The organism is Streptomyces sp. NPDC001532 (assembly GCF_040298625.1).
Lineage (GTDB): Bacteria > Actinomycetota > Actinomycetes > Streptomycetales > Streptomycetaceae > Streptomyces.
The window spans coordinates 1-24,172 of record NZ_JBEPAL010000075.1 but is presented as its reverse complement, the minus strand read 5'-3'; the positions used below and the strand labels follow the sequence as shown (position 1 = coordinate 24,172).

Here is a 24,172-nt window from a genome sequence, read left to right as displayed (position 1 = left end):
CGCATCACCGAACTTGAGCAACAAACCGTGGAACTCACGCGCCTGCTCGACGAACGCCAACAAGAGCTCGACGCCGCTCGAGTCACCAACCGTGAACTGATCACCCGCCTGAACACGGCACCGCGTCCGCGGGAGGCCCCCTAGGAGGCGTCTTCAATGTTCTCTGGGGGCTGGGACAACTCTCGCTACGTCTGGGAACGGTTGTCCGGTGAGTTCCTTAGTGTTGCGGATCAGGAAGGTGTTGGCGGTGTAGAAGGTTTGTACCGCGCTGCGGCGGATGTCGTCGAGTTCGTTCTGTGGCGGGCGTACCTCGGTGCTGGTGTGCAGGACGTCTCGAAGGCGTTGTGAAGTCTCTGAGAGCTGCTCGACGAGCGGCGGAGTACCGTGAAGAGCGTGCGTTGCGTCGCCCCCGTACGGGAGTTGACGGCCTGCGAGGCGGTAGAGCGCCGAGGTGAATTCCTTCAGCTCAGCCTGGAGCTGGTGGTCGTAAGGTTCAGGGTTGGCAGCTCGTCCCCTCTGCAGGTCAACGATCGCGCGCTCTGAGGCGATCAGCCATGCCCTGGCCGCAACACGAGCTGTGGCGAGAATCTCCAGAGTGAGTTCGGACTCAGCTGCCTTGGCTGCCTCCCGGGACCGTGCCGCCTCACGCTCAGCAGCCTCACGAGCTGCCTCCGCTGCACGATCTGCGGCGAGGGCGGCCGCGGCAGCGTCGTCGCGTCGTTTTGCGCGCTGCACCAGCAGGGTGCTGGCAGCGCCGATGCCGGCTCCGCCGAGGCCGCTGATTGTCGCAAGGATCGTCTCCAACATCGCCATCGCGTGATCGTCCACCCCGTAACCCACTGGCCGCAACGCTCTTACGAGCAATCTGGCTGGGAGGTCACGGTGTGGCGGATTCAGGATCGACTGTCAGTTCGCCGCTGCGATCCCAGGAAGCGGCCCCGGGCCCCCGGGAATCAGGTGCTGACAGGCCGGTCTTGAATTCAGGGCCAGCGGGATGACTGCTCTGGGGTCATGCGGGGCGGAGGAGCATGACGATGCCGATCCAGACGGCAGTGGCGAGGGTCATAGCGGACACCCTCGCGACAGCGCTTTATACGACGACCGACGACAGGCTGAAGGAGCATCGTGACTTGGCGCCGTGGCGCCCGCCGGTCGGCATTGCGCCCTGCCTGAGCGATGCCGAACTGATCATCCTCGCCACAATGCAGGCCATCCGGTGAGTCCGCCTGCACCACACCTGTTGCAGGCGCTACATTCCATATCCAAGCCACCGAGCTGCAGAAACTTCGTCGAGGCCCTGCATCACGCTCCGGGACCCCCAGAGAACACCTGCATCCTGACCGGCGCCAAGAGCATCGAGAACCGACCCAGGGACTGGAGCTGGCGCGGCTGGATGCTCCTGCACGCGCGCCAGCGGATCGACCGGCCCGCCCTGCGCGTCCCGCTGATCGCCCGCACGATCCGCGGCCGCGAGCTGACCACCGGAGCCGTGATAGGCATCGCGCGCCTGATCGACTGCCACCAGGACCCCGAGGGCTCTGCTGGTAGGTCCGGCTATCTGAAGTTGCGCAATGAGTGCCACCCGGTGGCTCGGTGTGCCCGGCGTGTTCACGCCCTCGGGATTGGTAACCGTCGATGATCCTGAGTGCCGTGTTGGGTGGTTCGACGAGACCACTTTCCACTCTCTGTGACGATTGAAATGTTGTGGGACGTAGGATGCGCGGAAATCGCATCCACCACCCGCGGGGGACAAGTTGAGAGAGCTGGTCTGCGTCGCACCAGAGGTCCGGGACCGGTTCGTCGTTCGATTCGGAGCTGAGGTGTTGGCCTGGTGTGATGAGTTGCCTGCCCTCGTGGACGAACTCGCTGCCCGCTGGGATCTGGCGCTTGTCGCGGCGAGTGGAGGGGGCATCTCGCGAGTGTTCCGCTGCTTCAAGCGGGACACCGGCACCTCGGCGTGGCTGAAGCTCACGCCGGAGCCCGGGATCGCTCGGGAGGAAGCCGAAGCACTGCGGGCCTGGGCAAAGACGCCGTCGGTCGTCACGCTGCTGGCACAAGATCTGGCCGCAGGGGCCCTGCTTCTTGAGGACGTGGAGCCGGGCGTGCAGGTGAGCCAGCGTGCATGGAATTTGGCCGAAGTCGCGGCGCTGCTGCGGGACCTGCGGGACCCTGCTCCCGCGCCGGGTCAACACTCGGTACTGCGGCATCTCTCACACGCGTCGACTTCGTGTTCGATTTGACCGACCGCAGGTTGGCAGCGCGCAACGTAAACGATCCGGCTGCCTCGAAGGTGCTCCGGCAGGCGCGAGCGGCAGCCCTGGAACTCGCAGACACCGGGCCTGTGGGACTCGTGCATGGTGATCTCCATCCGGCCAACGTGCTGTCTGGTCCGGGAGCCCGCATGGTGGCGATTGATCCGAGGCCGACGTGGGGCGACCCGGACTTCGACGCTGTGGACTGGGCGCTTGAAGGAGTTGCAGAACCACCAGTGCTGGAGCAAAGGATCGAGGAGCTGGCAGCGCTTGTTCCTGGCATGTCTCCTCGTCGTGTGCTGGGTTGGTGCCAAGCCCTGGCCGCCCTCGTGGCGGTCCCCAGAATGTGTGCGGGGCGGGACGACGCGGAGACTCGGTTCCTTATGGCTCTGGCCGACAGCTGAGTGCTCCGCGGCCTCAACCGATCTCGTGCCAAGGCTCCGGCTTCGGCGGCAGTGCGAGTGAGGATTTATGGGCGGCTGGCAATCTCGGCGGCGTAGGCGTTGTCCTGTCCGCCGATGCGCTTCCAGGAGTCGGCGGTGTTCTGGTGGACGCCGAGTAGTCGGCTGACCATGACGGCGGGCAGTTCGGACGCCAGCTCGACGAGGGCAGTGTTGCGTGCCATGCGAGGCCGGATGCCGAGCGGGCGAAGGCGGCGGACGAGCTGGCTGCGGCTGAGGTGCTGGGCCGGAAAGCGGCCCGGGAGCAGCCAGCGTTCCCCGGCGGTGTTCGTGGCTGTCGCCTGGGTGTGGAGCGTCCGGATGTAGTCGTCCAAGGGCGGGGGCATCTGGGCTGGCACTTGCCCGAGTCGGATCAACACCGTGCTCGGGGTGATCTCCACATGTTCGGTGGTGAGTGCGACGATCCTGGACAGGTCCTGGGCGAAGAGGAGAGCGAGAAGGCCGGCCGCTTTGTCGGGCACTGGGAACGAGTCGTCGTGAATGAGCCGGTTGACTAGCTGCCAACGGGTGTCCTGGGCGATGAGTTGGCCGGTGAAGGTGGAGGCGGGGAGTTCGACGGTCAGCTGGTGGGTGTGGCCGTTGCGGCTGGTCCAGGCGAGGAAGCCGTGCACCCGCGGGCCGCGGGCGGGGTAGTCGTCCTGCCAGGCGTCCAGAAGGTCCTGGGTGCACGTACTGAGGGCGACGTCCTGGGTGTGGAGCCAGTTGAGCAGCCGGACGGACTGGGTGACGTAGGCGCGGACGCCATGTGCTTGTGCCTGGCTGACCGGGCGGCGTCGAGAGAAGCGACGGAGGCGCCGCAGCAGGTGCCAGGTGACGTACGCCTGCAGCACCTTGCGGCTCTCCGGGGCACGGACCTGTGCGGTCCGTGTCGCGAGCCAGCGTTCGAGTCCGGCGAGTTGCTCGTCGCGCGCGGGCAGGGCGCCGCCGGCGACGAGGTGCATGCGGAGGTTGTCGACTACCTTGGCCGGCCGCAGGCCGTCCAGGGTGTCATGGGTGATGGGCCCGCTTCCGGCTGCCAGGGTGCGCAGCACGGTGAGCCGGCTGGGGCGGCGGTTCAGCCAGTACAGCAGGTTGGTGCCGGGTTGCCTCGACAGGGCTTTGAAGACCGGCTCGATGCCGGGGCGCATGCGCCCCTGGACGCTGAGTACGTCTTGAAGGCGTGCGCGGGCAGCGCAGTCGGGACACAGGCCGTAATGGTGCAGGTGGGTGGCTGTGCCGCACTTGCTGCACGGTCGCTTGCGGGCGGGGTGGTGGCGCCAACAGGTTGGGCACAGTTCGTCGCCGTTCGGCGCGACGGCCTGGATGCGCAGCGTCCGGCCGCACTGGGCGCAGGGGCGGTGTGTGGCGCCGCAGGCGGAGCACAACGGCTCGCCGTCGGCCGTGCGGTAGCTGACCATGTTGTCGCGGTGGCAGCCGACGCAGATGGCGCGGGGGCGTCGCTTCCGCGTGCACGGAACGCAGATGGGGGCGTCAGTGGAAATGTGCAGGCACGGGCGCTGTTCCCCGCAGTCGCTGCAGGTCGCGGTGGGGTACTGGTGGCAGCGCTCGCACAGCGGGAGGCCGTCTTTGCGGGCCTGGATGTAGCGGCGTTCTCCGCACTGAGCGCAGACCTGGTGGACGACTGGGTTGTGGTGCCGGCAGGCGTGGCACAAAGGCAGGCCGTCGTAGGTGCGGCCCATCACCGGCCGGTCGCGTCCGCACCAGGCGCACGGCTCGGCGCGTGCGGCGGAGCGGCACTCGGCGCAGCAGCGGAGCCCGTCACGTGTACGCGGCAGCGGCACGTTCCGGCCGCAGTAGGGACAGGTCGGGGCCACCAGGTTCACCGCTCCTCGCTCCCGGAGAGCAGCGATGAGGTGCAGGACCTTGACCGGGCCGTGGGCGGCGTGTCCGGTCAGCAGGTCGGGGCGGTCCTCCAGCGCCCACAGCAGCTTGCGTTGTCGAGCCGTGACCGGCGCAACAGCTCGAACGGCCTCGGCAACCGTCTGCTCGGGCATGTTCGGACAGATCTGCTGGATGACCCGGCACAGCCCTTCCATCGGATCGGCGCCGTCGTCCGGGGGGTGAGTGCGGCAGCGGGGCCGCCCGTCTCGGTCCCGGGTCATGAACTCAGGGCGGCCGCAGACAGCGCAGGGATTCGCCTGGTGGCGGCGCCGCCCTTCACAGGCGTTGCAGATGCGGGACGCACTGCCGGTAAGGACACCGACAAGGCGTCGCGCCTGGCCACAGGCCCCGCAGCGCGGCTGCTGTACGTCTACGGCGCCCTGCTCGCGCAGGGCCCGGATGAGCCGTTCGACGATGGTGGGCGACTCCGACCGCCCCTGCGTGAGCCACGACAGGTCCCCCTGGAGGAGCTCGGCGAGCTTCCGCCGCTGAGCGCCGCGGGGAAAGGTGTCCCTCACCACAGACCGGATCAGATCGGGAGGCATGGCCGGTTCGACAGCGACGACCGCCTCCGCGATCACGCCTTCGGGATCGGTGGCATAGCGGGGCAGAGCGGAGGCGTCCACGCGCTACTCCCCCGCGGGCGTGATACGGGCCCGCGTGGGCCGGTACTCACCGACCCCGGCAGCCGTGCCGTCGCCCCCTGCCGCTGCCGTCTTCCTGCCCGACGCCCGGGTGGCCACCGGTTCGATCAGGTCCTCCATGCGGCACTGGAGGATGTCGAGGAGCGCCATCAGCGTGGTCAGGCTCAGCCGTTCCGGACGCTCGACCACCAGCCGGTAGACCTGGCTTGCCGACAGGTCGATTCCGCGTTCAGCCAGTAGTGGCCTCAGATCGGTGGTGGAGAACATGCCGCGGGTGGCCATGACCTCCCGCAGATGCCACCGGTAGTCCAGTTTCGTCGTCACGTCGTCTCCTTACTGGTCCTGGTGCAGGGCCTTGTCCAAGACCCGGCGCATCATCGTGTTCATGAAGTCACCGCTCACCCCGGTGTAGAGCGCGGTCGTCGAGGCGTAGCGGTGGCCGACCTGCCGTTGGACGAACTCCGGGTCGGCGCCGTCCTCGATCTGATGGGTGACGTGGCTGTGCCGCAGACAGTGCGGCACAAGATCGGAGTCGAGTCCCAGGGCCTCGCGGTACTCCGCGAAGCGATCCTCGATCTCGCGGCTCTGGAGCCGGCCGCCACGCTCGGTGGGCCACAGGGCCGTCCCGGCCGCAGCACGGTAACGGGGTCGAATGTTGGTGACGTAGTCGTCGACCGCCTCCACGGCCCAGGGCATCACGCTCAGGACGGTCCGGCGGCGGGGCGGGGAGCCCTTGGACCGCTTGCCGTAACGGACGTGCAGGGATCCGAACCGGCCCAGCTCCGGCGCTTTCGGATTGCGGTACCAGTCGTTGAGATCGAGCTTCGACGCCTCTGTGCACCGCAGTCCCCAGCCATAGATGACCTTGAACACGGTGGCATCCCGGTACGCGGCCAGAGCACCTTTGCGGCCGAGTCTGATAGCGCGATCGACCTGATCGTCGGCGTAGTCGAGAAGGAGCTGGATCTCCTCACGAGTCATCGGCCGCCGACCTGCCTGTCCCTCGTAGTCGACGAGGTGTGCGGCCGTGTTCCACTCGTGGCAGATCTGCACCGGGTGCGTGCCGAAGCGCCGTTCGCACTCTTGGGGCCACTGGTAGTGCGGCGAGGTGATGTAGTCGCAGAACTGGCGAACGGCAGTCTGATAGCCACGGATCGTCGACTCCGCGCGGTGAAGTTCCGCGATCAGGTACGTCGTCCATTCGTCCATCGCGGCGGCCGACCAGTTCCACGGATAGGCCCCGGCGAAGTCGTTGAACTGGCGCACCACGCGCAGACGGTCGCTGATCGTCTTCGCCTGCAGACGCCGCCCTCCACGCTGCTGCCGCGTCCAGCCTTCCAACATCGCGTCGAACACGGCGTCTTCGGGATGCAGCAGCGTCACGCCGTTCAGCAACACCAGGCGGGCAGAGCCCGCGCTCAAGTCCGTCGTCGTCACGCAGCCCTCTTTCTCAGGGTGCGCGAATCATGCATCAGATGACTGACCCACGGCAAGAGTGCAGGTCAGAAGCATGCCCCACTCACCCCCAGGAGGCTCTTTGATGCCGCAGATCCCCAGCTCGGACCGCCCGAATTCACGCATCAAATGCAATTCCCCGGAGTCGCCGCCCTGCACACCATGGGCACTGGCCGGCACCTGGCACCTGGTCCTCCAGGACGTCCAGGAGCTGTCGCTGCCCGTTCCCACCGCCGGGCTGCTCGGGCCCTGGAAGCCAACCGAGGACCTGCTGGACCGAGTGTTCCAGCAGATGCCCGCCTTCCGGCTGTGACCCGCAATGGACACACCAAGCAGGAGTCGCCGTTCGAGCCAGGTCTGATTCCGGCTCAGGTGCACTGCTCGTCTGGCGGGACAGCCAGCATTTCGACCGCTGGCAGGACCTTCCCTGCACGTTGTGCGGCCAGCCCACGCCCATGCGCTCCCACTCCGGCGAGCCCGTGCACAAGGCATGCGCGGAGGACTGGATCACCGCCAACCCCGTTGAGGCCCGCCGCGGGCGGTTCGCCTCCGACCTCACGCCGAAGGTCACGTCCATATCCCAGGGCCAAGGCGACCACTCCTGACCTCCACCTGGAGGGCCTCCATGAGCAGCACCAAACGCGACGTCGACCACACCCTCGCCTACCCCGAGCCGCCGGCCTCCCCGCTCTGGCACCGCGACGGCGAGGTGAAGGCCCGCCCGCTCACACCCGCGCAACAGCGCCGCAACCGCGACCCTGGCGAAGGCCAGCTGATGGGCACCAAGCACTGCGCAGTCGACGACTGGCTCGACGCCATACCCGCCCCCGGCCCGCGCGGCACCGTCACCTTCGACCTGGTCGTCCGGCCCGCCGACATTGACCTCTTTGACGAGGACGCCTCAGACACGGTCGTCACCTGCACCAGCGGCGACCCCCGGATCGTTCACGAGCTGCTGACCGGCATCCAGCCCGGCGACCTGCTGCGCGCGACCGGCATCCTGGTCCAGCCGCCGACGTCTGGCGAGCCCACCCGGCTCGTCGTCGACGCCCTGGAGGTTCTCGACACGGCACTGGTCCCTGTCCTGCCGGACATGGTGATGGACCGCTACGGCGACTACGTCGTCATCTTCGACACCGACACCGATGCCGTGCCCGTCTTCACCGCGCACGGGCAGTGGGCCGACCTGGCAGACAACCCAGACGCCATCGCTACCCTCATAGACATCCACGAGCGCGTCAACGGTGGCGATGCCTGATGGCCACCACCGCCACGTCATCCCGGTCCGTTCTAGAACGGCTCCCGGCGGGAAGTCCCCGTGGCTCCTGGCCGGCTGAAGAGAACGCCGCCGACCAACGTGCCCAGGGCACCAGCGCTCACGTCGTCATGGACCTGAGCACTGACCAGTTCCTCGTGGTCACCGACACCACCCAGTAGCACCGCCCCGAAGCGCCGCGCCCTCACCGGCCGCGCGGCGCTCCGGGCCGCGTCTAGTGACGGGAGAGGTCGTCGGCCAGGCCGATGGCGGGCTGCCTCACCCCGAAGACCGCCCAGAAGCCTAGCGCAGCGTCTAGGAGGTCGGCCGCGCCATGGGGCTCAGCTCGGCCACCGTACGCAACGCAGGCGCGGCTGCTGCGCTGAAACCGGTGCTCTGCGCACGCTCGATCCATGCACGCGCGGCTGGAGTGATGAGCGGAGACCCCACCGCGCCGGCGCCCGCAGCCGGCATCAGGAGGAAAACCGAGCGTCGCCGGCTCGGCCACCGCCTTCTTCGCGAGCGACTCCAGGCACGGGCCGCACCCCGCCCAACAGGCAGCCAGCAACTTCATCGCCAGAGTGGAGTCGCTCTCCGAGCCGTCCACACACGGGAGGATGCCGTCGGGATGCCGTCGATGAAGTCGGTGTCCGGCTCGGGGTGCCTGTGCACCGTGCCGGCCGCCGCCGCAGCGTACGGCGCGCGGGCGCGCTGCTTCTTTCCGTGTCCCTTGACCACAGCAGTTCTCCTCTGGAGCGTGCAGTGGACCCATGACCCGATGCACGCGAGCAAGAACGTGGAGCTGTGCGGACATGCGGTGTGATCGCCGACGGGCGGCAGTGCGGTGCGCACTGATGCGCTGGGATCAGAGTCTTGGCACCTTCACCTCAGTGCTCCCAGTCATGGGCTGAGGCAGATTTGGGCCCGTGCGCAGGCCATGCCCAACACAGGAACGGCTGGCGCTGACAGCGAGGAGGAGATCGAGCGGCCGCCACCGTTTCCGACTGGGTTCCTCGGTAAGAAGTGGACCCTGTGAGCGACTTCGCCCGAGTTCACCGCGAATGGGAGAGCGGGCAACCGACAGACGCGGACCCCCACGCCCGGAGCCCTGTCGGTGATTACGGCGTAATCGCGGACACCTCAGCGGATGCTCTGAAGCCATCGCTGAATGATCCCGCATCGCCTGCACACCGGTGAGCGTCAGGGCACGAGGTGATTACGCCGTAATCACTCAGTCCTTTCCGACGTTGGGACACCTGCTGCCGCAAGCGGACACCGTGCTCAATCACCCTGGTTCATCGACTTTGATGGATGAGGCGCGCCTAGCGGAGAATCGATCCTGACGAAAAACCTGACACACCATCAGCGACGTGTGGCAGGTCACCCGGCCGGTCTCCCCGCCACAGCCATGACCTGTGCAAGGGCGCCCACCGCCTTCGGGCGTTGGGCGCCCTTCCGTCATGCCCGGATACGCTCAGCCCCATGATTCGCGCTGTGATCTTCGATGTTGGCGAGACCATCACCCGCGATGACCGCTACTGGGCATCCTGGGCCGACTGGCTCAACGTCCCCCGGCACACTGTCTCCGCGCTTGTCGGCGCCGTCGTCGCCCAGGGCCGCGACAATGCGGACGCCCTGCGGCTGATCCGACCCGGCATCGATATTGCCGCCGAGTACGCCGCACGCGAGGCCGCCGGCCGTGGCGAGCATCTGGACGAGACCGACCTATACAACGATGTCCGACCCACGCTCGCCGAGCTGCGCAGCCTTGGAGTCCGCGTCGTCGTCGCGGGGAACCAGACGACCCGTGCTGGGCAGTTGCTGCGCGCCCTGAGCCTGCCGGCCGACGTGGTTGCGACGTCCGGGCAGTGGGGTGTAGCCAAGCCGGACCCCGAGTTCTTCCGGCACGCGGTCGAGGCCGGGAGGGCGGCGCCTGGGGAGACGCTGTATGTCGGTGACCACCCCGCGAACGACACCATCCCCGCCGCGGCGGCCGGGTTGCGCACCGCGCACCTGCGACGCGGGCCATGGGGGCACCTGTGGGCCGACCATCCAGACGTCGTGGCGACCGCGGACTGGCGAATCGACAGCCTTGCCGACGTCATCGCCATCGTCGGCGCGTGACGACCCGCCCGGACATAGGAGGGTCGGAGCCGTTCACTACCCGCCGCGTCACTGCGTGAGTACCGTTCGGAGTGGACGCACCGAACGGAGCACGTATGCCCACCACCGTCGAGATCGGCCGCCGCATCGCCACAATCCGCCGCGCCCGGCGCATGACCCAGGCCGACCTTGCCCGCGCCGCGTATCTTTCCCTATCGATGGTCAAGGCAATCGAACGCGGCGCCCGCTCACCCAGCGATGACACCCTCGACTCGATCGCGGGCGCCCTCAGCGTCGAACCGAGCCGCATCGTCACCGGCAGTACCCGTACCGACAGTCGCGTCCACGCCGCCCTTCCTGCCATCTCCGCAGCGATCGCCGCCTACGACATTCTCGCCGATGCGCCGTCCCGCCCGCTGTGCGTCCTCGACGAGGCGATCGCCGCGTTGGTGCAGTGGCGGCTGGCCGCGCAGTACGCCCGCATCGCCGAGCGCGCGCCGCAGCTCCTGGCCGACGCTCTCACGGCGCTGCACCACACTGCGGGCGCCGACCGGCTGCGTGCTGCCCACCTCCTCGCGGTGGCGGCCCGCTCCGCCGACGCCGTCGCCTACAAGTTCGGCGCGCGTGACCTCTCTGCCCGCCTGGTCGAGCTGATGCGCTGGGCCGCGGGCCAGACCGAGGACCCCATCGTCCAGGCCACGGCCGCCTACGTCCGCACCGAGGTCTTCTTCGCCGCCCGCGCGCACGCGCAGGGCCTCGCTGCGCTGGAGCGGGCCATTGACGCCACCCCCAGCCCACTGGGCCGGGCTGCGACCGCGGCGCGCGGGGCGCTGCACATGAGGGCTGCGGTCATAGCAGGGCGGGCAGGCGACGCCGACGCTGCGGCCGTGCACCTTGCCGAAACCCGACGCCTGGGCGACTCGCTGCCTGAGGACGCCTACAACGGCACGGCGTTCGGCCCGCACTCCGTGCGCGCCCACGAGGTTTCTGTGGCAGTCAGCCTGGGGCAGGACTATGTCCAGCGGGCCCTCAGCGTGGCCGAGGAGTGGACGCCGCCGGAGTCTTTACCAGCCGAGCGGCAGTCGGGTTTCTGGATCGAGCTAGCCCGCGCGCAGGTCTGGGCCGGGAAGCCGGACGATGCGTTCGAGTCGCTGAAGGTCGCCAGGTCGATCGCCCCGCAGCACACCCGTGAGCACCCGTGGGCGCGGGAGGCCACCGCCACGATCCGGCGATTGAAGCGCGCGGACGCCGAGTCGCTGACCAGCTTCGCTGAGTGGACCGGGGCTGTCTGAGGGGGATACACCTTGTATCCCTTGTATCCCTTGCTGTCGCGCATGATCTGTTCGTCCGCGAAGACGAACAGACGGGAGCAGGCGTGTGAGCAGCACCACCACTGAGCCGATCCACATCACCAGGGCGGTGAGCATCGCCCGCCTGCACGGGCGCGCCTGCTGGCACTGTGGCAAGGTCGCCCGCCGCCTTAGCCCAGTCGGCCTTGTGCAGCATGCTGGCGGGACGCGGGTGTGGAGGATCGCCACGTGCGGATGCGCCTCTCAGGAGGCGCGGCCGTGACAACAGTGGCGAACCGAGCATCGGGCACGGCGCCAGTTGACCTGATGACGATGCGTGTGCCGCGCGCCGCCTGCTGGCCGAGGACGCCGAGTTGCCCGGCGAGGAGGAGCTGAACACCCTCACCCTCCAACTGCGCGGGCACCTCATGCTCGCCATCCCCGCCGTAGAGGCCCTGGCTGCCGGCTTCCCCGAAGACGACGTGCCGCGCGCCTGCGCGCACGCCGGCGTCATGCAGGCCCGCACCCGCCTCGACGCCCCGCCCGGCCGCAATCTGCCGCAGCGGGTGAAGCAAGCCCAGCAGCTCGCCCGCTCGGTCAATGCCCTGTGCGACCACTACGAGAACCTGGCCGGTGAGCAGCCCGCCGTCCTCGACGAGAAGCAGGCCGCGCTCCTCCGGTGGTGGAACCACTGCCTGGACTGCCAGACCTGCTCCGCCCTCGATGACGCCGGCAGGAACGCCAACTTCCACTGCCCGGACGCCCACGAGCTGTACCAGGCGTACCGGCGGGCGGGACGGCCTGTGGCGCCGGCGGTCGAGGAACGGCCGTGAGCGTCCAGGAGAAGCCGGTCGTCCTCGGTGAGCCGACGGAGCCTCCCGAGCCGCTGCCGGACTGCGACATCTGCCAGGCCCTGGTCCGGCAGCGCGACGAGGCGACAGCGCGCGGCGACCACTCGCGGGCCACCGACTTCACCGTCGAGATCCGCGGCGCAGGAGACGGTGATGCGGCCAGCCCCGCCGCCGTTCATGAATACGTGCGAGCAGGGCCGTGAGTGGCTGGACGCCCTGAACGACGCCGTGGTATAGGCCTACTTATTCATCCGCGAGTCAGTGGAACCAAACGACGAGACGCACGTTCTCCGCTCCGTGCATTTCGCTGAGGATGCGCATGACCTTCCAGACTCGGCCCCAGTCGGTGTCGATCCCCGCTGCTGAGGCGCGGGTTCGTGTGCCTGAGGCGTCAGTCTCCTCCCAGTTTGTGATCTCCAGCTCGGCCCAGGTCAACCAGGTGGTCCCGTGCACATCGTGGGGGCCGCCGTAGCCAGCGAACTCACCTCGCAGCCCTTCCGAAGCGTCATCCGGAAAGCCACGATCTTCCGCGAGGGGGCGGAAGCCGAAGTGGTTCCGGATTCCGAAGAGGCAGGCCAGGCCGTCATAGGCGTTGCCCCCGTTGAGGAGAATGAGGTCGATGCCAACCTCCCAAACGGAGTCCTCGTCGTCAGGGCCCCACAGACGGGCCCCAGGCCGGCACTCGATCGTTCCGCTGACATCTGTCGACATGAAGAGATCCTGCCAGCGCAGGCCAGGAGCCGGGTACCCGGCTGCGTTCGTCGCCCTGGAGCACCAGCCGTGAGGCCATTCTTGAGGCCGCCGCCGCCGCGTGCATGGACCGACCGTCTCCACGGATTGAAGAACCCTTACCTCTACCTCGGTGACGACCCGGCGGCGCTCATCACCTCGCATCCCGCGCGCCGTCCACGCGCACGCCCTGATCCTGAGCGGCATCCACCGACCACCCCTGCGGCTGTGATGGGACGGCACGTGGCGTCTGGTGTGAGCCCCGGCCACCGAGCCCGGCGCCAACCCGGTCACCGTCATGCGGCACCCCGCCGCCCGGGCAGCAGCTGCTGGCCTTCCCAACCTCCACGCCGGTGCGCCGCCAACCCGGGAGGCCTGAGGCAAGGCCCGTGCTTCCCGCGGCGCATACCGCGGTAGGTGCGAGCCTTCGCTCGTTGCAGAGCTTGGATACTGGTTTCCAGGTCGCTCTACTGGATCGAACGCCCAAGGGGTTCGTCAGGAGACACCGGTCGGCGCCGATCCTCGTGCGCTGTCGGCGGCCGAAGTTCAGCGCGTTGGGATCTCGTTGGTCTCCTGGAAGGGGGGATGCTGTTAGGTCCTGTCCGGCGGATCATGTGACTTTCTGACTGGTCGCTCGTTGGTCCGGTCATGGGTCGGGGGATCTGACGAATCGCGAGTGGTCGTTACTGCACCCGCATCTGCCACCTCCAGGTGGCCGGGGCGGCCGGTGGAACGACCACCGCACCGTGATCAACGGGGTCCTGTTCCGGATCCGAACCGGTGTCCCGTGGCGTGACCTGCCGAAACGCTACGGTTCGTGGAAGACCGTCTATCGGGTTCTCCTCGGTGTCGCCGTCCTCGGCAAGCAGGTCCAGCAGCAGCTTGTAGCCAGCCGCGTCGTCGGTGATGTGCCGCTTGGCCAGGAGCTGGCCGGTGTCGTCGACCAAGGCGACGTCGTGCGTTCGCTCGGCCCAGTCGATGCCGCAGTAGATCAAGTTGTCCCTCCCAGGGCGCGGTGTTTGCACTGGTCACGAGCGCATGCGAGCCACGCAGCGACCTAATCCCGGGCCTCGGCGCGAAGGCCGGTCCGCCACCTCAGTAGCCGTTCGTGGCACCAGCGCACCCCACGGGCCCCGGTCTATCTCGGGAGCTCGGACAGCTCGCGATATTGAAGAAGTCACCGTGCGGTGGGCTCGCACCACCAACACCAACGAGTTTCGAGAGATCCGGTGTTGACGGTGGGTGGCGGTCCCGAAGACGGCGAGCGGCGCCGCTCTGGATATAGGGATCAAGTCCCTGGACGATTCCGGGCGTCCGCTCGGCGCCTACGAGACCGCCACCACCTGTACTGCGGCGTGCGCTACCACTCGAACAGCCCGCACGACCCACGCCTCTCACGGCTGCCCGTTAACAACGGATTAGGACGACTCCGAAGCCGTGATCACACCCTGCATAGGAAGATCATCCACTTGCCGAAGTGCCGCCGGCCGGGATCACCAATCGGAAGAAAACCAGGATTGACGCCGACCGTCCATCCCAGGACGCTGGTGGTCCGATGACAGGGCTGTCGCGAGCCCGATGAAAGGTGACAGTGCGTGGGAAGTCTGTTGAAAGGCGTCTCTGGCGTCCGCTGGGGACAGCTGCGCGACGCGCGACAGCTCACCGCCGGGGACATCCCGCCGCTGCTCTCCCAGATCGCGTATAGCGGCGAGGACGCTGCCCGCCTCGCGATCGACGAACTGGGGGACCGCGTCTGCGCGTTGGGGTTCGTGGTCGGCGAGGCGACCGCCTTGACGGTCCCCTTCCTTCTGGAACTCGCTGAGGCCCCCTATGTGCCTTGCAAGGCCGAGCTGTTCGATCTCCTGCAGAGCATCTACCGGACCGACAACTGGCACTCTTCGGCCGCGGCGGCCGGCGGCCCGAAGCGCACGAACTTCCGGGAGCAGCCTGCCTGGGAGGCGGCCGCCAGGGAAGCCGTGCGTGCAGGCCGACCGGTCATCGAGGGCCTAGCCTCATCCATGCGCCCGGAAGAGGCCGAACCAGCACGGAAACTGCTGTTGACGATGGACGAGACACCACCGTTCCCGGACCTTTGACGGGGAGTCGCAGCTCCCGAACCGCACAGCCTCGGAAGAGCCCAAGGACGATACACAAAGATCATTGCGGGACAGGCCTTAGCATCCGGTTGAACAGATTGCGCTGGCCAGCGGCGTGCCAGTCTCCGTGGTCGTCACATTGTCGCCGATAGTGGGCTTTGGCACCGGGCGAGGCAGTGATCGCTGAGAACGCCCAGAGGTAGCCAGCGTGGTTGAGCCGGTCGTTCTTCACCCATCGTCTGGCGATGCTGGACTTCGCAGCAGCCGGGCACGGGCGCTGCGCCCGGCACCCCCTACGGATCCGGTGACCAGGCGGGCCCACAGGGCGGGAGCTCGAATAGTAGTTCCGCGTTCAGCCGCTCGGCGTCAGGGCCACCGATGACTGACCGACGGCCGGTCGTGGGAGGCAGGGCAGCGCCTGATGGAGGAGATTTGGGTGGTTTGGGCGCTGCCGAGCCAGCCTTCCGGGGTGTGACGGCAAACCGGGTCACGAATGCGCGGCAGGCGAATATAACGTCGCGCGGGTGGGCCAATATCTGTGCCCGCGGGCTGAGATTTCAATGAAACATGCGGACAGATTCTCTGTCGCAATGAGCAGGGTGGCATTCTTCACCTCACACGAGCCGCTGCGGCGTGCTACTGTCGATCTCAGTTGCAGTTGTGGTTCCCGAAACTTCAAGTGCTGTCCAGTCGGCTGTGCCACTGGGAGCGCTTTAGTATTTCCGGTCTTTTCCGGGCGGGGTGATCATCGCGGCGACACGGCGTCCGCACGGTGCGGATCCCGTCTGCACTGCCCCAAAGGAGAATGACATGGCTGCTGGTACCGTGAAGTGGTTCAACGCGGAAAAGGGTTTCGGCTTCATCGAGCAGGACGGTGGCGGCGCTGATGTGTTCGCCCACTACTCGAACATCGCCACCCAGGGCTTCCGGGAGCTGCTCGAGGGCCAGAAGGTGACCTTCGACATCGCGCAGGGCCAGAAAGGCCCGACGGCCGAGAACATCGTTCCCGCCTGACGTTGACGGTCGCATACTTGTAGCTGGGGCCCGCATCCCTCGGGGTGCGGGCCCCAGCTGCATGCGTTTCCCGCAGTCATTTCGCCTGCGGACGACAGGCAGCAAATCCGTGGGCTCACCGCACACGGACGCCTTTCAGGGATGCAGACGCATCCCTTCATCGCAGTGGACGCTCCGAATACCGAGTCCACACCACGCCACTCATTTCAGCGGCCGCACCTGCACGGATTTTCCATCCGCCGAATTCCCAGTCGGTCGCATTCCACCGGCCCGTTCTTGCAATTCTCCGTGCCGCTCGCTGCTGCGGGAATTCCTTGATATGTGCCGTATCGAGGAAGGTTCCGTATGAACCGCACACACACGAACGACCGTTTCGCCCGTACCCGTGACGGCAGCGTCGGCTCCGGAAGGGCCAGCAGCCGATTCGGTTCGCCGACCCCACGCCGGTCCGGCGGGCCGGGCCGCTCCGGCGGTCACGGCCGTCGGCCCGCCGCAGTGCAGGGGGAGTTCGCCCTCCCCGAGACGATCACCCCCGCTCTGCCCGCCGCCGAGGCGTTCGCCGATCTCGGCATGCCTGGGCAGCTCCTGGCCGAACTCGGCAAACAGGGTGTGACCGCACCGTTCCCGATCCAGGCCGCAACCCTGCCGAATTCCCTCGTCGGCCGTGACGTGCTCGGCCGTGGGCGTACCGGTTCCGGCAAGACCCTCGCCTTCGGACTGGCCCTGCTGGCCCGTACGGCCGGTCAACGCGCCGAGCCTCGGCAGCCGCTCGGGCTGATCCTGGTACCGAGGCGTGAACTGGCGCAGCAGGTCACCGACGCGCTCACCCCGTACGCCCGCTCCGTGAAACTGCGCCTCGCCGCGGTCGTGGGCGGGATGTCGATCGGCAGACAGGTGAGCGCGCTGCGCGGTGGCGCCGAGGTCGTCGTGGCGACGCCGGGACGCCTCAAGGACCTCATCGACCGCGGCGAGTGCCAGCTGAACGAGGTTTCCATCGCCGTCCTCGACGAGGCGGACCAGATGGCCGACATGGGCTTCATGCCGCAGGTCACCACCCTGCTCGACCAGGTCCGCCCCGAAGGCCAGCGCATGCTGTTCTCCGCCACCCTCGACCGCAATGTCGACCTGCTCGTACGCCGCTACCTGACCGATCCCGTCGTGCACTCCGTCGACCCTTCGGCCGGCGCGGTCACGACGATGGAGCACCACGTGCTGCACGTCCACGGCACCGACAAGCACTCCACCACCACCGAGATCGCCGCACGCGACGGCCGCGTGATCATGTTCCTCGACACCAAACACGCCGTCGACCGCCTCACCGAGCACCTCCTCAACAGTGGAGTACGGGCCGCGGCCCTGCACGGCGGGAAGTCGCAGCCACAGCGCACCCGCACCCTGGCGCAGTTCAAGACCGGGCACGTCAACGTGCTGGTCGCCACCAACGTCGCGGCGCGCGGCATCCACGTCGACAACCTCGACCTGGTCGTCAACGTCGATCCGCCGACCGACCACAAGGACTATCTCCACCGCGGCGGCCGCACGGCCCGTGCCGGCGAGTCCGGCAGCGTCGTCACCCTCGTCACCCCGAACCAGCGGCGCGGCATGAACCGCCTCATGGCAGCGGCCGGCATCGTCCCGCAGACCACTCAGGTCCGCACCGGCGAAGAGGCCCTGCACCGCATCACCGGCGCCCAGACCCCGACCGGCATCCCGGTCGTCATCACCACACCGGTGGCCGAACGCTCCAAGAAGCACGGCGCCACCTCACGCGGCCGACGCCGTCCCGCCTCAGCGACCCGCCGCGCCCCCGCGCGCCAGTCCACTGCCGGTGCGGCCGCATAAGACCTCGCGATCAGGAACCCGGCCCATCTGCGCAGGAGGCACCCTTTGACGCTGAACCAGACGCAGTTCCGCCCGACGAGCGCCCACCCCGCGCACGGCGCGGTGGCCGGCACCATGGACCTGGCGGGCCGCAGGTCTGGGGGACATGACCGTGGAGGTGGCACTGTCCGTGATGGCTGCCGCCCGCACAGGTCATCTGGTCGTCTGCGACGAGGACGGGCTGTGCACAGGCCTGGTCACCCGCGCCCGGCTCACGGCCGTTCGTGACGGCTTCGGGTACAGCGACCGGATCCGCCTGAGTGGCATCACCGACGGCAGCGGGCCCCTCGTTTCACCGCTGACCACGAGAGCCGAAGCTGAGCGTGCGGTGCGCTGCCGCCAGCTCGAGGCCCTGCTCGTGGTCGACGAACACGGAAACGCTCTGAGCGTCCTCGCCTCTTCCCGCTGAAAGGCTTCGGTGGAGGTCGGCCCCGTCTCTCCTTCTCTCTGTGAGGCATCATGCGCTGTGTCATCGCCCGCTTCCCGTTCGACCTGACAAAGAGCGGCGTGCTGGAATCGATGAAAGGCATCAAGCCCGAACCGGTCACCGGCGAGTCCGTGACTATCGGACGACGCCACTACCCCGCCAAACAGGTCGGCCAGGTCATCACCCGCCAGGACCGCCGCGACTTCAGCGCAGCCGAAGTCCTGAGGGCCATGGCCCGGCTCGGCTTCACCTGCCGCACCCTCCCCGAGGCCACGCCCGCGCGCATCGAAAACCCGTTGCAGCGGGCTTCCGCAATGCTCGGCACCTCCCCGTCCGTCTGACCGACGCGACGGGCGCGCCGACACCAGCACACAGTGAGGGCTCTGTCGGCGCGCGCCGACAGAGCCCTCACTGTGTGCCGTGCCGCTCTCGGCGCAGTCGGGGTCAGTGGTCGGAGCAGCTGAAGTCGCCTACGGTCCAGGCACTGACGTCCGCGATCGCAACGCGGTACCTCCCGCCCGTCTCCGGGATCCCACCGTACCCTGCAGAATCCGGGCGACATGGAAGTGCAGATGCGTGGGGGGCCCGTCCTAGACGGCACCCTCACCGCCATTCGGCTGCGCGTCCTGGCGGACACAGGCGCCTACGGCAATCACGCTCCCGGCGTCCTGAAGGAAGCCTGCTCGGCGGCGATCAGCCTCTACCGGTGCCCGAACATCACCGTCGACGGTTACAGCGTCCGGACCCACAACGTCCCGGTCGGCGCCTTCCGCGGGTACGGAGCGGGACAGACCACCCTCGCCATGGAATCCGCCCTGGACGAACTCGCCCGCACCCTCCGCATCGACCCGTCGGACCTTCGCCGCACGGCCTGTCTGCGCCCGGGCGACACCACAGCGTTCCCCGGAGTCGGCGGACGGCATCCCGTCATGGACACCGGCCTCGGCCAATGCCTGGACGCGCTGCGCACGGCGCGCGCCCGCAGTCTGCGCACCCGCCCCTCGCCGGCCGACCCCGGCCATCTGACCGGAGAAGGCATGGCCGTCGCCGCGCTGCACACCGAGCCCATGGACGGACACGCTCACGGGCACGCGTCACCCTGCGGCCGGACGGACACTACGAACTCGTCACCAGAGCACCCGAGTTCGGCAGCGGCACCTCGCTGATCCTGCGCCGCATGGCCGCTGACGCACTGAGCACCGATGTCGACCGCGTCCACCTGCGGCAAGCCGACACCGACCTGCTCGACCACGACAGCGGCGGCTTCGCCTCCACGGGGTGCGCATCACCGGCCGGGCCGTCACCCGTGCCTGCCAGGCCCTGATCGAGCAGTTGAAGGAGCAGGCGGCCGTCCGCCTCAACATCACACCGTCCGCGTTCCGCCCAGCGGCCGACGCCCTGCACGTCACGGACACCGGTACCGTCGTTCCCTTGTCGGACCTTCACCAACACGCCGTGGCGAGCGGACAGCGCCTGAGGGCAACCGGCTGTGCCACCCCGGGGGGAAGGCCCCCTCGGCCTCGCGGTCAGCGCCCAGTGGTTCCGCATCAGCGTCGATCCGGAGACAGGACTGGTGCACATCCTGGACAGCGTGCACGCCACCGACGCCGGACTCGTCCTTGACGACGCGCAGTGCAAAGGCCAGATTCACGGGGCCATCGCACAGGGCGTCAGCACCACCCTGTGGGAAGCGCTGCTCACCGACACCGACGGCAACATCACCACACCGGACCTAAGGAGCTACCCCCTCGCCCACCACGGCGACATGCCCCCGACCGAAATCCACTTCGCCCGGCCGGACGGCACCCCGGTCCCCAAACCCATGAGCGAACTCCCCTTCAACCCTGTGGCCGCCGCACTGGCCAACGCCCTGCGCGACGCCACAGGCATCCGCTACACGGCCCTCCCCCTGCGTGCCGACACCGTATGGGCCGCTCTCCACACCTCCCGGCAGGCGACACAGCACGCCGAGCGGTGACCCGGCTCGCCGCGCGCTCACCCCAGCGGGACCCACGCCCCCACGTCAGGTCGCTTCGGACGGAGACGTCCTTGAAGACAGCCCTGCATTTGGCCTGGCCACGGACATCTTCCGCTACGTCGTCGAACGCACGATCGCCTGGCTCCACGGCTTCCGCCGCCTGCGCATCCGCTGGGAACGACGCGACGACATCCACGAAGCCTTCCTCAGACTCGCCGTCTGCCTCATCACCCACCGCCACGTCCAACGCCTTTGTCAGGAATCAGGACCTGTAAGCACGCATCTGTCCGCACAGTACTGTCACCATGACGGTCCGCGGGCCCACCGGTCCGCCCTGACGTACGTGCCTCGGCGCGCCCACGCCAGCCGCAGCGGCGCCCCGGTTGCTACGTCATGCCTGGGGAACCGGCCAGGGCACGGCCGTCTGCATCACCTTCCTGCCGGTGACTGACGCCGCGGCGGGCCGAGCGGTCAGTGAGCCGACCGGGGTAGGGGGCACGGGCGCCGGAGTCCACCTGCCCACGGCCATCTCGGCGGTGATGCCCGGGCCGAAACCGGCGATGATCCCGGGCGCGTCTGCGGGTATCGCGTCTTCGTCGAACAGACGCCTGAGGGCGTCCAGGACCACCGCGCTGGCGATGTTCCCGTGCTGGGTGAGCGTGGCCCTGCTGTGCCGGAAGGCGTGGGGGTCGACGTGCAGGAAGCGGCACAGGTCGTCCAGGATACGGGGGCCGCCGGCGTGGATGATGTAGAAGCCCAGGCGGGAGGCGTCCCAGCCGTGGTCGGCGGCGAGTTCGCGCAGGACCGGGGCGAGGGGCTCCATGGTGGTGGGGACGCGCTTGTCGAGACGGAAGTGGAACCCGGTCGGCTTCACCGCGTAGGAGATCCATTCTTCGGTGTGCGGGATCAGGTAGGAGGCGTTGCGTTCCAGGCTGACGCCGCGGCCGCCTTGGCCGCGCACGACCGCGGCGGCGACCGCGTCGCCGAACAGCCCGTCGGACAGCAGCGACCCGATGTCCAGATCGCTCGGCTGATAGCACAGGGAACAGAACTCGCATGACACGATGAGGACGCTGCTGCCGGGGTGGGCCACGCAGAAGTCGTGGGCCCGGTTGATCGCTGCGCCGCCGGCCGCGCAGCCCAGCTGGGCTATGGGCAGCTGGCGGGTGTCGGAGCGGAAGCCCATCCGGTTGATCAGCCAGGCCGTCCGGGACGGCATCATGAACCCGGTGCAGGAGACGTAGATGATGGCGTCGATCTCCTGCGGGGTGAGCCCGGCGTTGTCCAGGGCACGCTGGGCGACGGGGGGCACCCGCTTCTTGGCCTCGGCCTCATAGGTGCGATTGCGCTCCTCGAACCCGGGGTGGGCAAGGGTCTGCTCGATGGGCTGGACAAGGTGCCGTTTGCTGACCCGGTGTTGCGTATGAGCTTGAGGGCGAGGGCGAGCTGGGGGTGGGCGGCGTGTTGGCGTTCGGCCAGGGCCAGCGTTTGCTGCGCCGTGATGATGTGCTCGGGGACGTCGACGGCAGGACGGCACAGTACGGGCATGAGCTGAACCTTTCACTCGTGTGGTTTGCGCAGACGCTCTCGGGGAATGGCCGTGGTCGCGTGGCCGATGCTGCAGGGATGGGTCGTAGCCGGTGCAGGGCACGGCAGTTGCGCGGTTCAGGACGCGAGAATTGGCAGCCGCTCGGTCATACCCCGGCGCAGGTCCCGGTCGGTGGGCTGGCGACGGCGACCGTCATGGTCGTGCCAGGGCTGTGCTGCCGCACATGGCAGTCGGTGGCATGGTTGTCGCAGCCATGAACGACTCCTCTCGCAAGGCGTCGGAAAACTGCATCGGCCGGATGAGCGGCACACGCCCACGACAAGGCCCTCCTCACCGCAAGTGAAGACCCTGTGGGTCGCTGCGAGGAAGCCCGTATAGGCCAAACGGGTGGAATCATCATCATTCGACCATTCTCAGGGTCTTTCCGCTGGCCTGGAGCCGCGCGCCGGCCTGACAATACGCAGCTGACACCGTCTGGTGGGCGCTCGTGGTTCGCCGATCGGCTGGCCGCTGCGCTGTCCTCCGACGCGCCGCTGACCGCCGAGGAGCGCCGGGCGCGCGGCGGCCTCACCAAATGGCAGGTGCCGAGTACCGACCTCCATGCCTGCGAGAGCTCGCGGAAGCACCTCACCCGCTGCTGGACCACCTTGATCCCGGCAGTTTCGCCTTGCACCCCCTGCTCGACAACGCCAGCCTCTGTCTGCCACTGCCGTCGTACGCGTACGCCGTTGCGCAGGCGGGACCGGTCAGGCCGGCGAGGATGCGCGGGGCGTCGTCGGGTTCTCCTGTGCGGCGTGGTCCCTGCTCACGTACTGGATGAGCTGCATCATCCCTCGTCTTCGTGCTGCAGTTGGTGGCAGTGCAGGACGGTGGTGCCGGTGAAGTCCTCAAAAGGCACCCTGATGACGACCTTGCTGTTCTCGGGGATGCTGATGGTGTCCTGCCAGAGCGGCGGGTCGAGGCGTCCCCCGGCGACCGACATCACCAGGAAGTGGCTGGTTTGCAGGTGGAAGGGGTATTTGGAGTGCGCCTTGGAGGGGTTCGTGAGCGTCCACTCCTCCACGTCACCCAGGCGCCGCGACCGCGCCGTGACGGGTGGCTTGCAGGAACTCAGCGAGCCGTGCCGCGTCCTCGTCGGACTGACGTGTCGTCTCCGCCACCCCTGTGTTGGCGTTGCGGGTCACCGTATGACAACGGCTCCTGGGGATCCACGTTCACCCCTGCGGCGGCAGTCCTCTGAGGAGACGCTGCAGTTCTGGATCCTCTTCCTCAGCCGTCTTCCTGGCTGACTGGGGCGCCGAGGGGAGGCCTACGGGTGCTGACGGGCTTTCATCGATGAGGTCAGTGGTGCGCAGGAACGTGATGTCGGCGGGGTCTGCCGGCCAGCTCTGTACCAGGTAGTCCTCCACCGGCTCCGTGCTCGTCTTGTCCCAAAGAGTGCGGCGCGCCTTGGCGTGGACGCGCACCCGGTACCAGCCTGGCCCAGCGCTGCTCAGCAGGGGAAGCTCGACGACGGGACCGGTATCCAGAGCGTCCACGCGGAGGTTGCCTGTGGGAGCGTAGACGCTCACTTCGACGATCTCCTCCCAGTCGCCTTCGGCCGGAAGCGATGGGGGGTTCTCAAGGGGCATGGCGGCTACGCGAACGTTTCCCGTGTGGATGCCGGTGGCGATGAGGACTCCGGATTCCATCGGAGCAAGGAATCCGTTGGCCCAGTCTGCTGTGTGCGCGGGGATCTCCCCGTTGTCGAGTACGCCGAAGCTGCCCTCGGGCACGAAAAGGACGTGCTGACTCGTCATGCACTCCTCCGGGTGGTCGCCGTGCTGGCCAGGGCCAGCTTGCCAGGCTGGGTGCAGCAAGCTGTCCGATCGTGTAGGCGCACAGGACGTCGATGCAGACACCTCACGTTGCTATACCGTCAAGCTGACCGCTCTGGATGCGGTCAGCCGGCAGCAAGGGCAGACAGCAGGGTGTCGGTTCCGCAGCCTGAGTTCAGGGGCCTCCGCTCCCGCGACGCGCACGGACATTTCCTCGCCGCCGACGGCTCGGGCAAGACTCACCTCCAGACGTGGCATTCACGCCGACCAGGGGATGCGCGTACCAGAGCTCGGGGTTGTCGTCGTCGGTGGCCTGGACTCCGGCTTCGATGGTCCGCCAGTCGGTGCCATCGGACTCGTATCCGGCGTAGAGCGACAGCATTTTGGCAGCGACAACTATCGCCGCCGCGCCACTTGTCATGAAGGGCCGGGACGTTGTCGGTGGCGCCGGGTACGTTGCGATCATGGGTGTCTATCTGGTGAGTGTCGC

The 24,172-nt window shown here is 68.1% G+C and carries 26 protein-coding genes and 7 pseudogenes; 23 read left to right on the top strand and 10 right to left on the bottom strand.

From position 1 onward, the window contains the following. Nucleotides 1-153: 153 nt before the first annotated feature. A complete protein-coding gene (locus tag ABT232_RS37565; RefSeq protein WP_351849078.1) occupies nucleotides 154-813 on the bottom strand; it encodes a hypothetical protein in 660 nt (219 codons plus the stop codon). A gap of 221 nt (nucleotides 814-1,034) precedes the next feature. On the opposite strand from ABT232_RS37565, the pseudogene ABT232_RS37560 reads away from it, so the two are divergent. The 4 genes and pseudogenes from ABT232_RS37560 to ABT232_RS37545 form a co-directional block, all read left to right on the top strand. Continuing rightward, nucleotides 1,035-1,214, top strand: a pseudogene (locus ABT232_RS37560) (hypothetical protein); the annotation flags it as partial. A 44-nt stretch (nucleotides 1,215-1,258) separates the two neighbouring features. Then, on the top strand, nucleotides 1,259-1,639 hold the full coding sequence (locus tag ABT232_RS37555) for a hypothetical protein (RefSeq protein WP_502975538.1): 381 nt from the start codon (nucleotides 1,259-1,261) through the stop codon (nucleotides 1,637-1,639). 214 nt (nucleotides 1,640-1,853) lie between these two features. Beyond that, a complete protein-coding gene (locus tag ABT232_RS37550) occupies nucleotides 1,854-2,240 on the top strand; it encodes a hypothetical protein (RefSeq protein WP_351849084.1) in 387 nt (128 codons plus the stop codon). After that, entirely contained in the window at nucleotides 2,123-2,656 is a 534-nt protein-coding gene (locus tag ABT232_RS37545; RefSeq protein ID WP_351849075.1) for an aminoglycoside phosphotransferase family protein, read from the top strand. Before ABT232_RS37550 ends, ABT232_RS37545 begins: the two co-directional genes overlap by 118 nt. Nucleotides 2,657-2,721: 65 nt before the next feature. On the opposite strand, the gene ABT232_RS37540 is transcribed toward ABT232_RS37545, so the two are convergent. From ABT232_RS37540 to ABT232_RS37530, 3 genes are read right to left on the bottom strand one after another with little or no spacing between them, the layout of a single operon-like run. Then, nucleotides 2,722-5,220, bottom strand: a complete 2,499-nt coding sequence (locus ABT232_RS37540) for a hypothetical protein (RefSeq protein WP_351849072.1) — start codon at nucleotides 5,218-5,220, stop codon at nucleotides 2,722-2,724. A 3-nt stretch (nucleotides 5,221-5,223) separates the two neighbouring features. Further along, nucleotides 5,224-5,562 carry a helix-turn-helix domain-containing protein gene (locus ABT232_RS37535; RefSeq protein ID WP_351849070.1) on the bottom strand — a complete coding sequence of 113 codons (339 nt, stop codon included), beginning with the start codon at nucleotides 5,560-5,562 and terminating at the stop codon, nucleotides 5,224-5,226. 9 nt (nucleotides 5,563-5,571) lie between these two features. Next, the gene (locus tag ABT232_RS37530; protein ID WP_351849067.1) at nucleotides 5,572-6,675 is read right to left on the bottom strand and encodes a tyrosine-type recombinase/integrase; all 1,104 of its coding nucleotides are present in this window, start codon (nucleotides 6,673-6,675) and stop codon (nucleotides 5,572-5,574) included. Between the two features lie 103 nt (nucleotides 6,676-6,778). On the opposite strand from ABT232_RS37530, the gene ABT232_RS37525 reads away from it, so the two are divergent. From ABT232_RS37525 to ABT232_RS37490, 8 genes are all read left to right on the top strand, one after another. Next, a complete protein-coding gene (locus ABT232_RS37525) occupies nucleotides 6,779-7,006 on the top strand; it encodes a hypothetical protein (protein WP_351849065.1) in 228 nt (75 codons plus the stop codon). Between the two features lie 142 nt (nucleotides 7,007-7,148). Next, on the top strand, nucleotides 7,149-7,298 hold the full coding sequence (locus ABT232_RS38510) for a hypothetical protein (protein WP_450872120.1): 150 nt from the start codon (nucleotides 7,149-7,151) through the stop codon (nucleotides 7,296-7,298). 20 nt (nucleotides 7,299-7,318) lie between these two features. Continuing rightward, complete coding sequence (locus ABT232_RS37515) at nucleotides 7,319-7,951, top strand: hypothetical protein (protein ID WP_351849063.1); 633 nt, start codon at nucleotides 7,319-7,321, stop codon at nucleotides 7,949-7,951. Then, entirely contained in the window at nucleotides 7,951-8,130 is a 180-nt protein-coding gene (locus tag ABT232_RS37510; protein ID WP_351849060.1) for a DUF8839 family protein, read from the top strand. The genes ABT232_RS37515 and ABT232_RS37510 overlap by 1 nt, the downstream gene beginning before the upstream one ends. Nucleotides 8,131-9,430: 1,300 nt before the next feature. Then, nucleotides 9,431-10,072, top strand: coding sequence for an HAD family hydrolase (locus ABT232_RS37505; protein WP_351849058.1), 642 nt, complete (start codon nucleotides 9,431-9,433; stop codon nucleotides 10,070-10,072). A 95-nt stretch (nucleotides 10,073-10,167) separates the two neighbouring features. Continuing rightward, nucleotides 10,168-11,343, top strand: a complete 1,176-nt coding sequence (locus ABT232_RS37500; RefSeq protein WP_351849055.1) for a helix-turn-helix domain-containing protein — start codon at nucleotides 10,168-10,170, stop codon at nucleotides 11,341-11,343. 371 nt (nucleotides 11,344-11,714) lie between these two features. Next, a complete protein-coding gene (locus ABT232_RS37495) occupies nucleotides 11,715-12,173 on the top strand; it encodes a DUF6415 family natural product biosynthesis protein (RefSeq protein WP_351849053.1) in 459 nt (152 codons plus the stop codon). Then, nucleotides 12,170-12,394 carry a hypothetical protein gene (locus tag ABT232_RS37490; RefSeq protein WP_351849050.1) on the top strand — a complete coding sequence of 75 codons (225 nt, stop codon included), beginning with the start codon at nucleotides 12,170-12,172 and terminating at the stop codon, nucleotides 12,392-12,394. The genes ABT232_RS37495 and ABT232_RS37490 overlap by 4 nt, the downstream gene beginning before the upstream one ends. A 55-nt stretch (nucleotides 12,395-12,449) precedes the next feature. Here ABT232_RS37490 and ABT232_RS37485 read toward each other — a convergent pair whose 3' ends face one another. After that, entirely contained in the window at nucleotides 12,450-12,902 is a 453-nt protein-coding gene (locus tag ABT232_RS37485; protein ID WP_351849047.1) for a hypothetical protein, read from the bottom strand. A gap of 644 nt (nucleotides 12,903-13,546) precedes the next feature. Between ABT232_RS37485 and ABT232_RS37480 the strand changes: the two are divergent. Further along, nucleotides 13,547-13,753: pseudogene (locus ABT232_RS37480) on the top strand (transposase); the annotation flags it as partial. Here ABT232_RS37480 and ABT232_RS37475 read toward each other — a convergent pair. Further along, nucleotides 13,751-13,915: pseudogene (locus ABT232_RS37475) on the bottom strand (IS110 family transposase); the annotation flags it as partial. The pseudogenes ABT232_RS37480 and ABT232_RS37475 overlap by 3 nt on opposite strands. Nucleotides 13,916-14,515: 600 nt before the next feature. Between ABT232_RS37475 and ABT232_RS37470 the strand changes: the two are divergent. Then, nucleotides 14,516-15,016 (top strand): hypothetical protein, encoded by a 501-nt coding sequence (locus tag ABT232_RS37470; RefSeq protein ID WP_351849046.1) that lies wholly within the window; start codon nucleotides 14,516-14,518, stop codon nucleotides 15,014-15,016. Nucleotides 15,017-15,095: 79 nt separating this feature from the next. Here the strand turns inward: ABT232_RS37470 and ABT232_RS37465 are convergent. Next, nucleotides 15,096-15,257, bottom strand: a pseudogene (locus ABT232_RS37465) (IS110 family transposase); the annotation flags it as partial. Between the two features lie 569 nt (nucleotides 15,258-15,826). Between ABT232_RS37465 and ABT232_RS37460 the strand changes: the two are divergent. From ABT232_RS37460 to ABT232_RS37425, 8 genes and pseudogenes are all read left to right on the top strand, one after another. Continuing rightward, nucleotides 15,827-16,030 (top strand): cold-shock protein, encoded by a 204-nt coding sequence (locus ABT232_RS37460; protein WP_030404051.1) that lies wholly within the window; start codon nucleotides 15,827-15,829, stop codon nucleotides 16,028-16,030. Between the two features lie 345 nt (nucleotides 16,031-16,375). Next, a complete protein-coding gene (locus ABT232_RS37455; RefSeq protein WP_351849040.1) occupies nucleotides 16,376-17,872 on the top strand; it encodes a DEAD/DEAH box helicase in 1,497 nt (498 codons plus the stop codon). Nucleotides 17,873-18,017: 145 nt separating this feature from the next. Continuing rightward, on the top strand, nucleotides 18,018-18,320 hold the full coding sequence (locus tag ABT232_RS37450; RefSeq protein ID WP_450872119.1) for a CBS domain-containing protein: 303 nt from the start codon (nucleotides 18,018-18,020) through the stop codon (nucleotides 18,318-18,320). 50 nt (nucleotides 18,321-18,370) lie between these two features. Continuing rightward, nucleotides 18,371-18,679 (top strand): SCO5918 family protein, encoded by a 309-nt coding sequence (locus ABT232_RS37445; RefSeq protein WP_351849038.1) that lies wholly within the window; start codon nucleotides 18,371-18,373, stop codon nucleotides 18,677-18,679. Nucleotides 18,680-18,898: 219 nt separating this feature from the next. Continuing rightward, nucleotides 18,899-19,504, top strand: coding sequence for a molybdopterin cofactor-binding domain-containing protein (locus ABT232_RS37440; protein ID WP_351849036.1), 606 nt, complete (start codon nucleotides 18,899-18,901; stop codon nucleotides 19,502-19,504). Continuing rightward, nucleotides 19,438-19,662 (top strand): molybdopterin cofactor-binding domain-containing protein, encoded by a 225-nt coding sequence (locus ABT232_RS37435; RefSeq protein WP_351849080.1) that lies wholly within the window; start codon nucleotides 19,438-19,440, stop codon nucleotides 19,660-19,662. Before ABT232_RS37440 ends, ABT232_RS37435 begins: the two co-directional genes overlap by 67 nt. A 165-nt stretch (nucleotides 19,663-19,827) precedes the next feature. Further along, nucleotides 19,828-20,316 carry a molybdopterin cofactor-binding domain-containing protein gene (locus tag ABT232_RS37430; protein WP_351849033.1) on the top strand — a complete coding sequence of 163 codons (489 nt, stop codon included), beginning with the start codon at nucleotides 19,828-19,830 and terminating at the stop codon, nucleotides 20,314-20,316. 109 nt (nucleotides 20,317-20,425) lie between these two features. Then, nucleotides 20,426-20,545, top strand: a pseudogene (locus ABT232_RS37425) (transposase); the annotation flags it as partial. Between the two features lie 162 nt (nucleotides 20,546-20,707). Here ABT232_RS37425 and ABT232_RS37420 read toward each other — a convergent pair. Beyond that, nucleotides 20,708-21,864 (bottom strand): annotated as a pseudogene (locus ABT232_RS37420) (type III polyketide synthase). 492 nt (nucleotides 21,865-22,356) lie between these two features. Between ABT232_RS37420 and ABT232_RS37415 the strand changes: the two are divergent. Further along, nucleotides 22,357-22,458 (top strand): annotated as a pseudogene (locus tag ABT232_RS37415) (DUF5926 family protein); the annotation flags it as partial. 233 nt (nucleotides 22,459-22,691) lie between these two features. Here the strand turns inward: ABT232_RS37415 and ABT232_RS37410 are convergent. Then, complete coding sequence (locus ABT232_RS37410) at nucleotides 22,692-22,928, bottom strand: multicopper oxidase domain-containing protein (protein WP_351849030.1); 237 nt, start codon at nucleotides 22,926-22,928, stop codon at nucleotides 22,692-22,694. A gap of 151 nt (nucleotides 22,929-23,079) precedes the next feature. After that, nucleotides 23,080-23,664 carry a hypothetical protein gene (locus ABT232_RS37405; protein WP_351849028.1) on the bottom strand — a complete coding sequence of 195 codons (585 nt, stop codon included), beginning with the start codon at nucleotides 23,662-23,664 and terminating at the stop codon, nucleotides 23,080-23,082. Nucleotides 23,665-24,172: the final 508 nt, after the last annotated feature.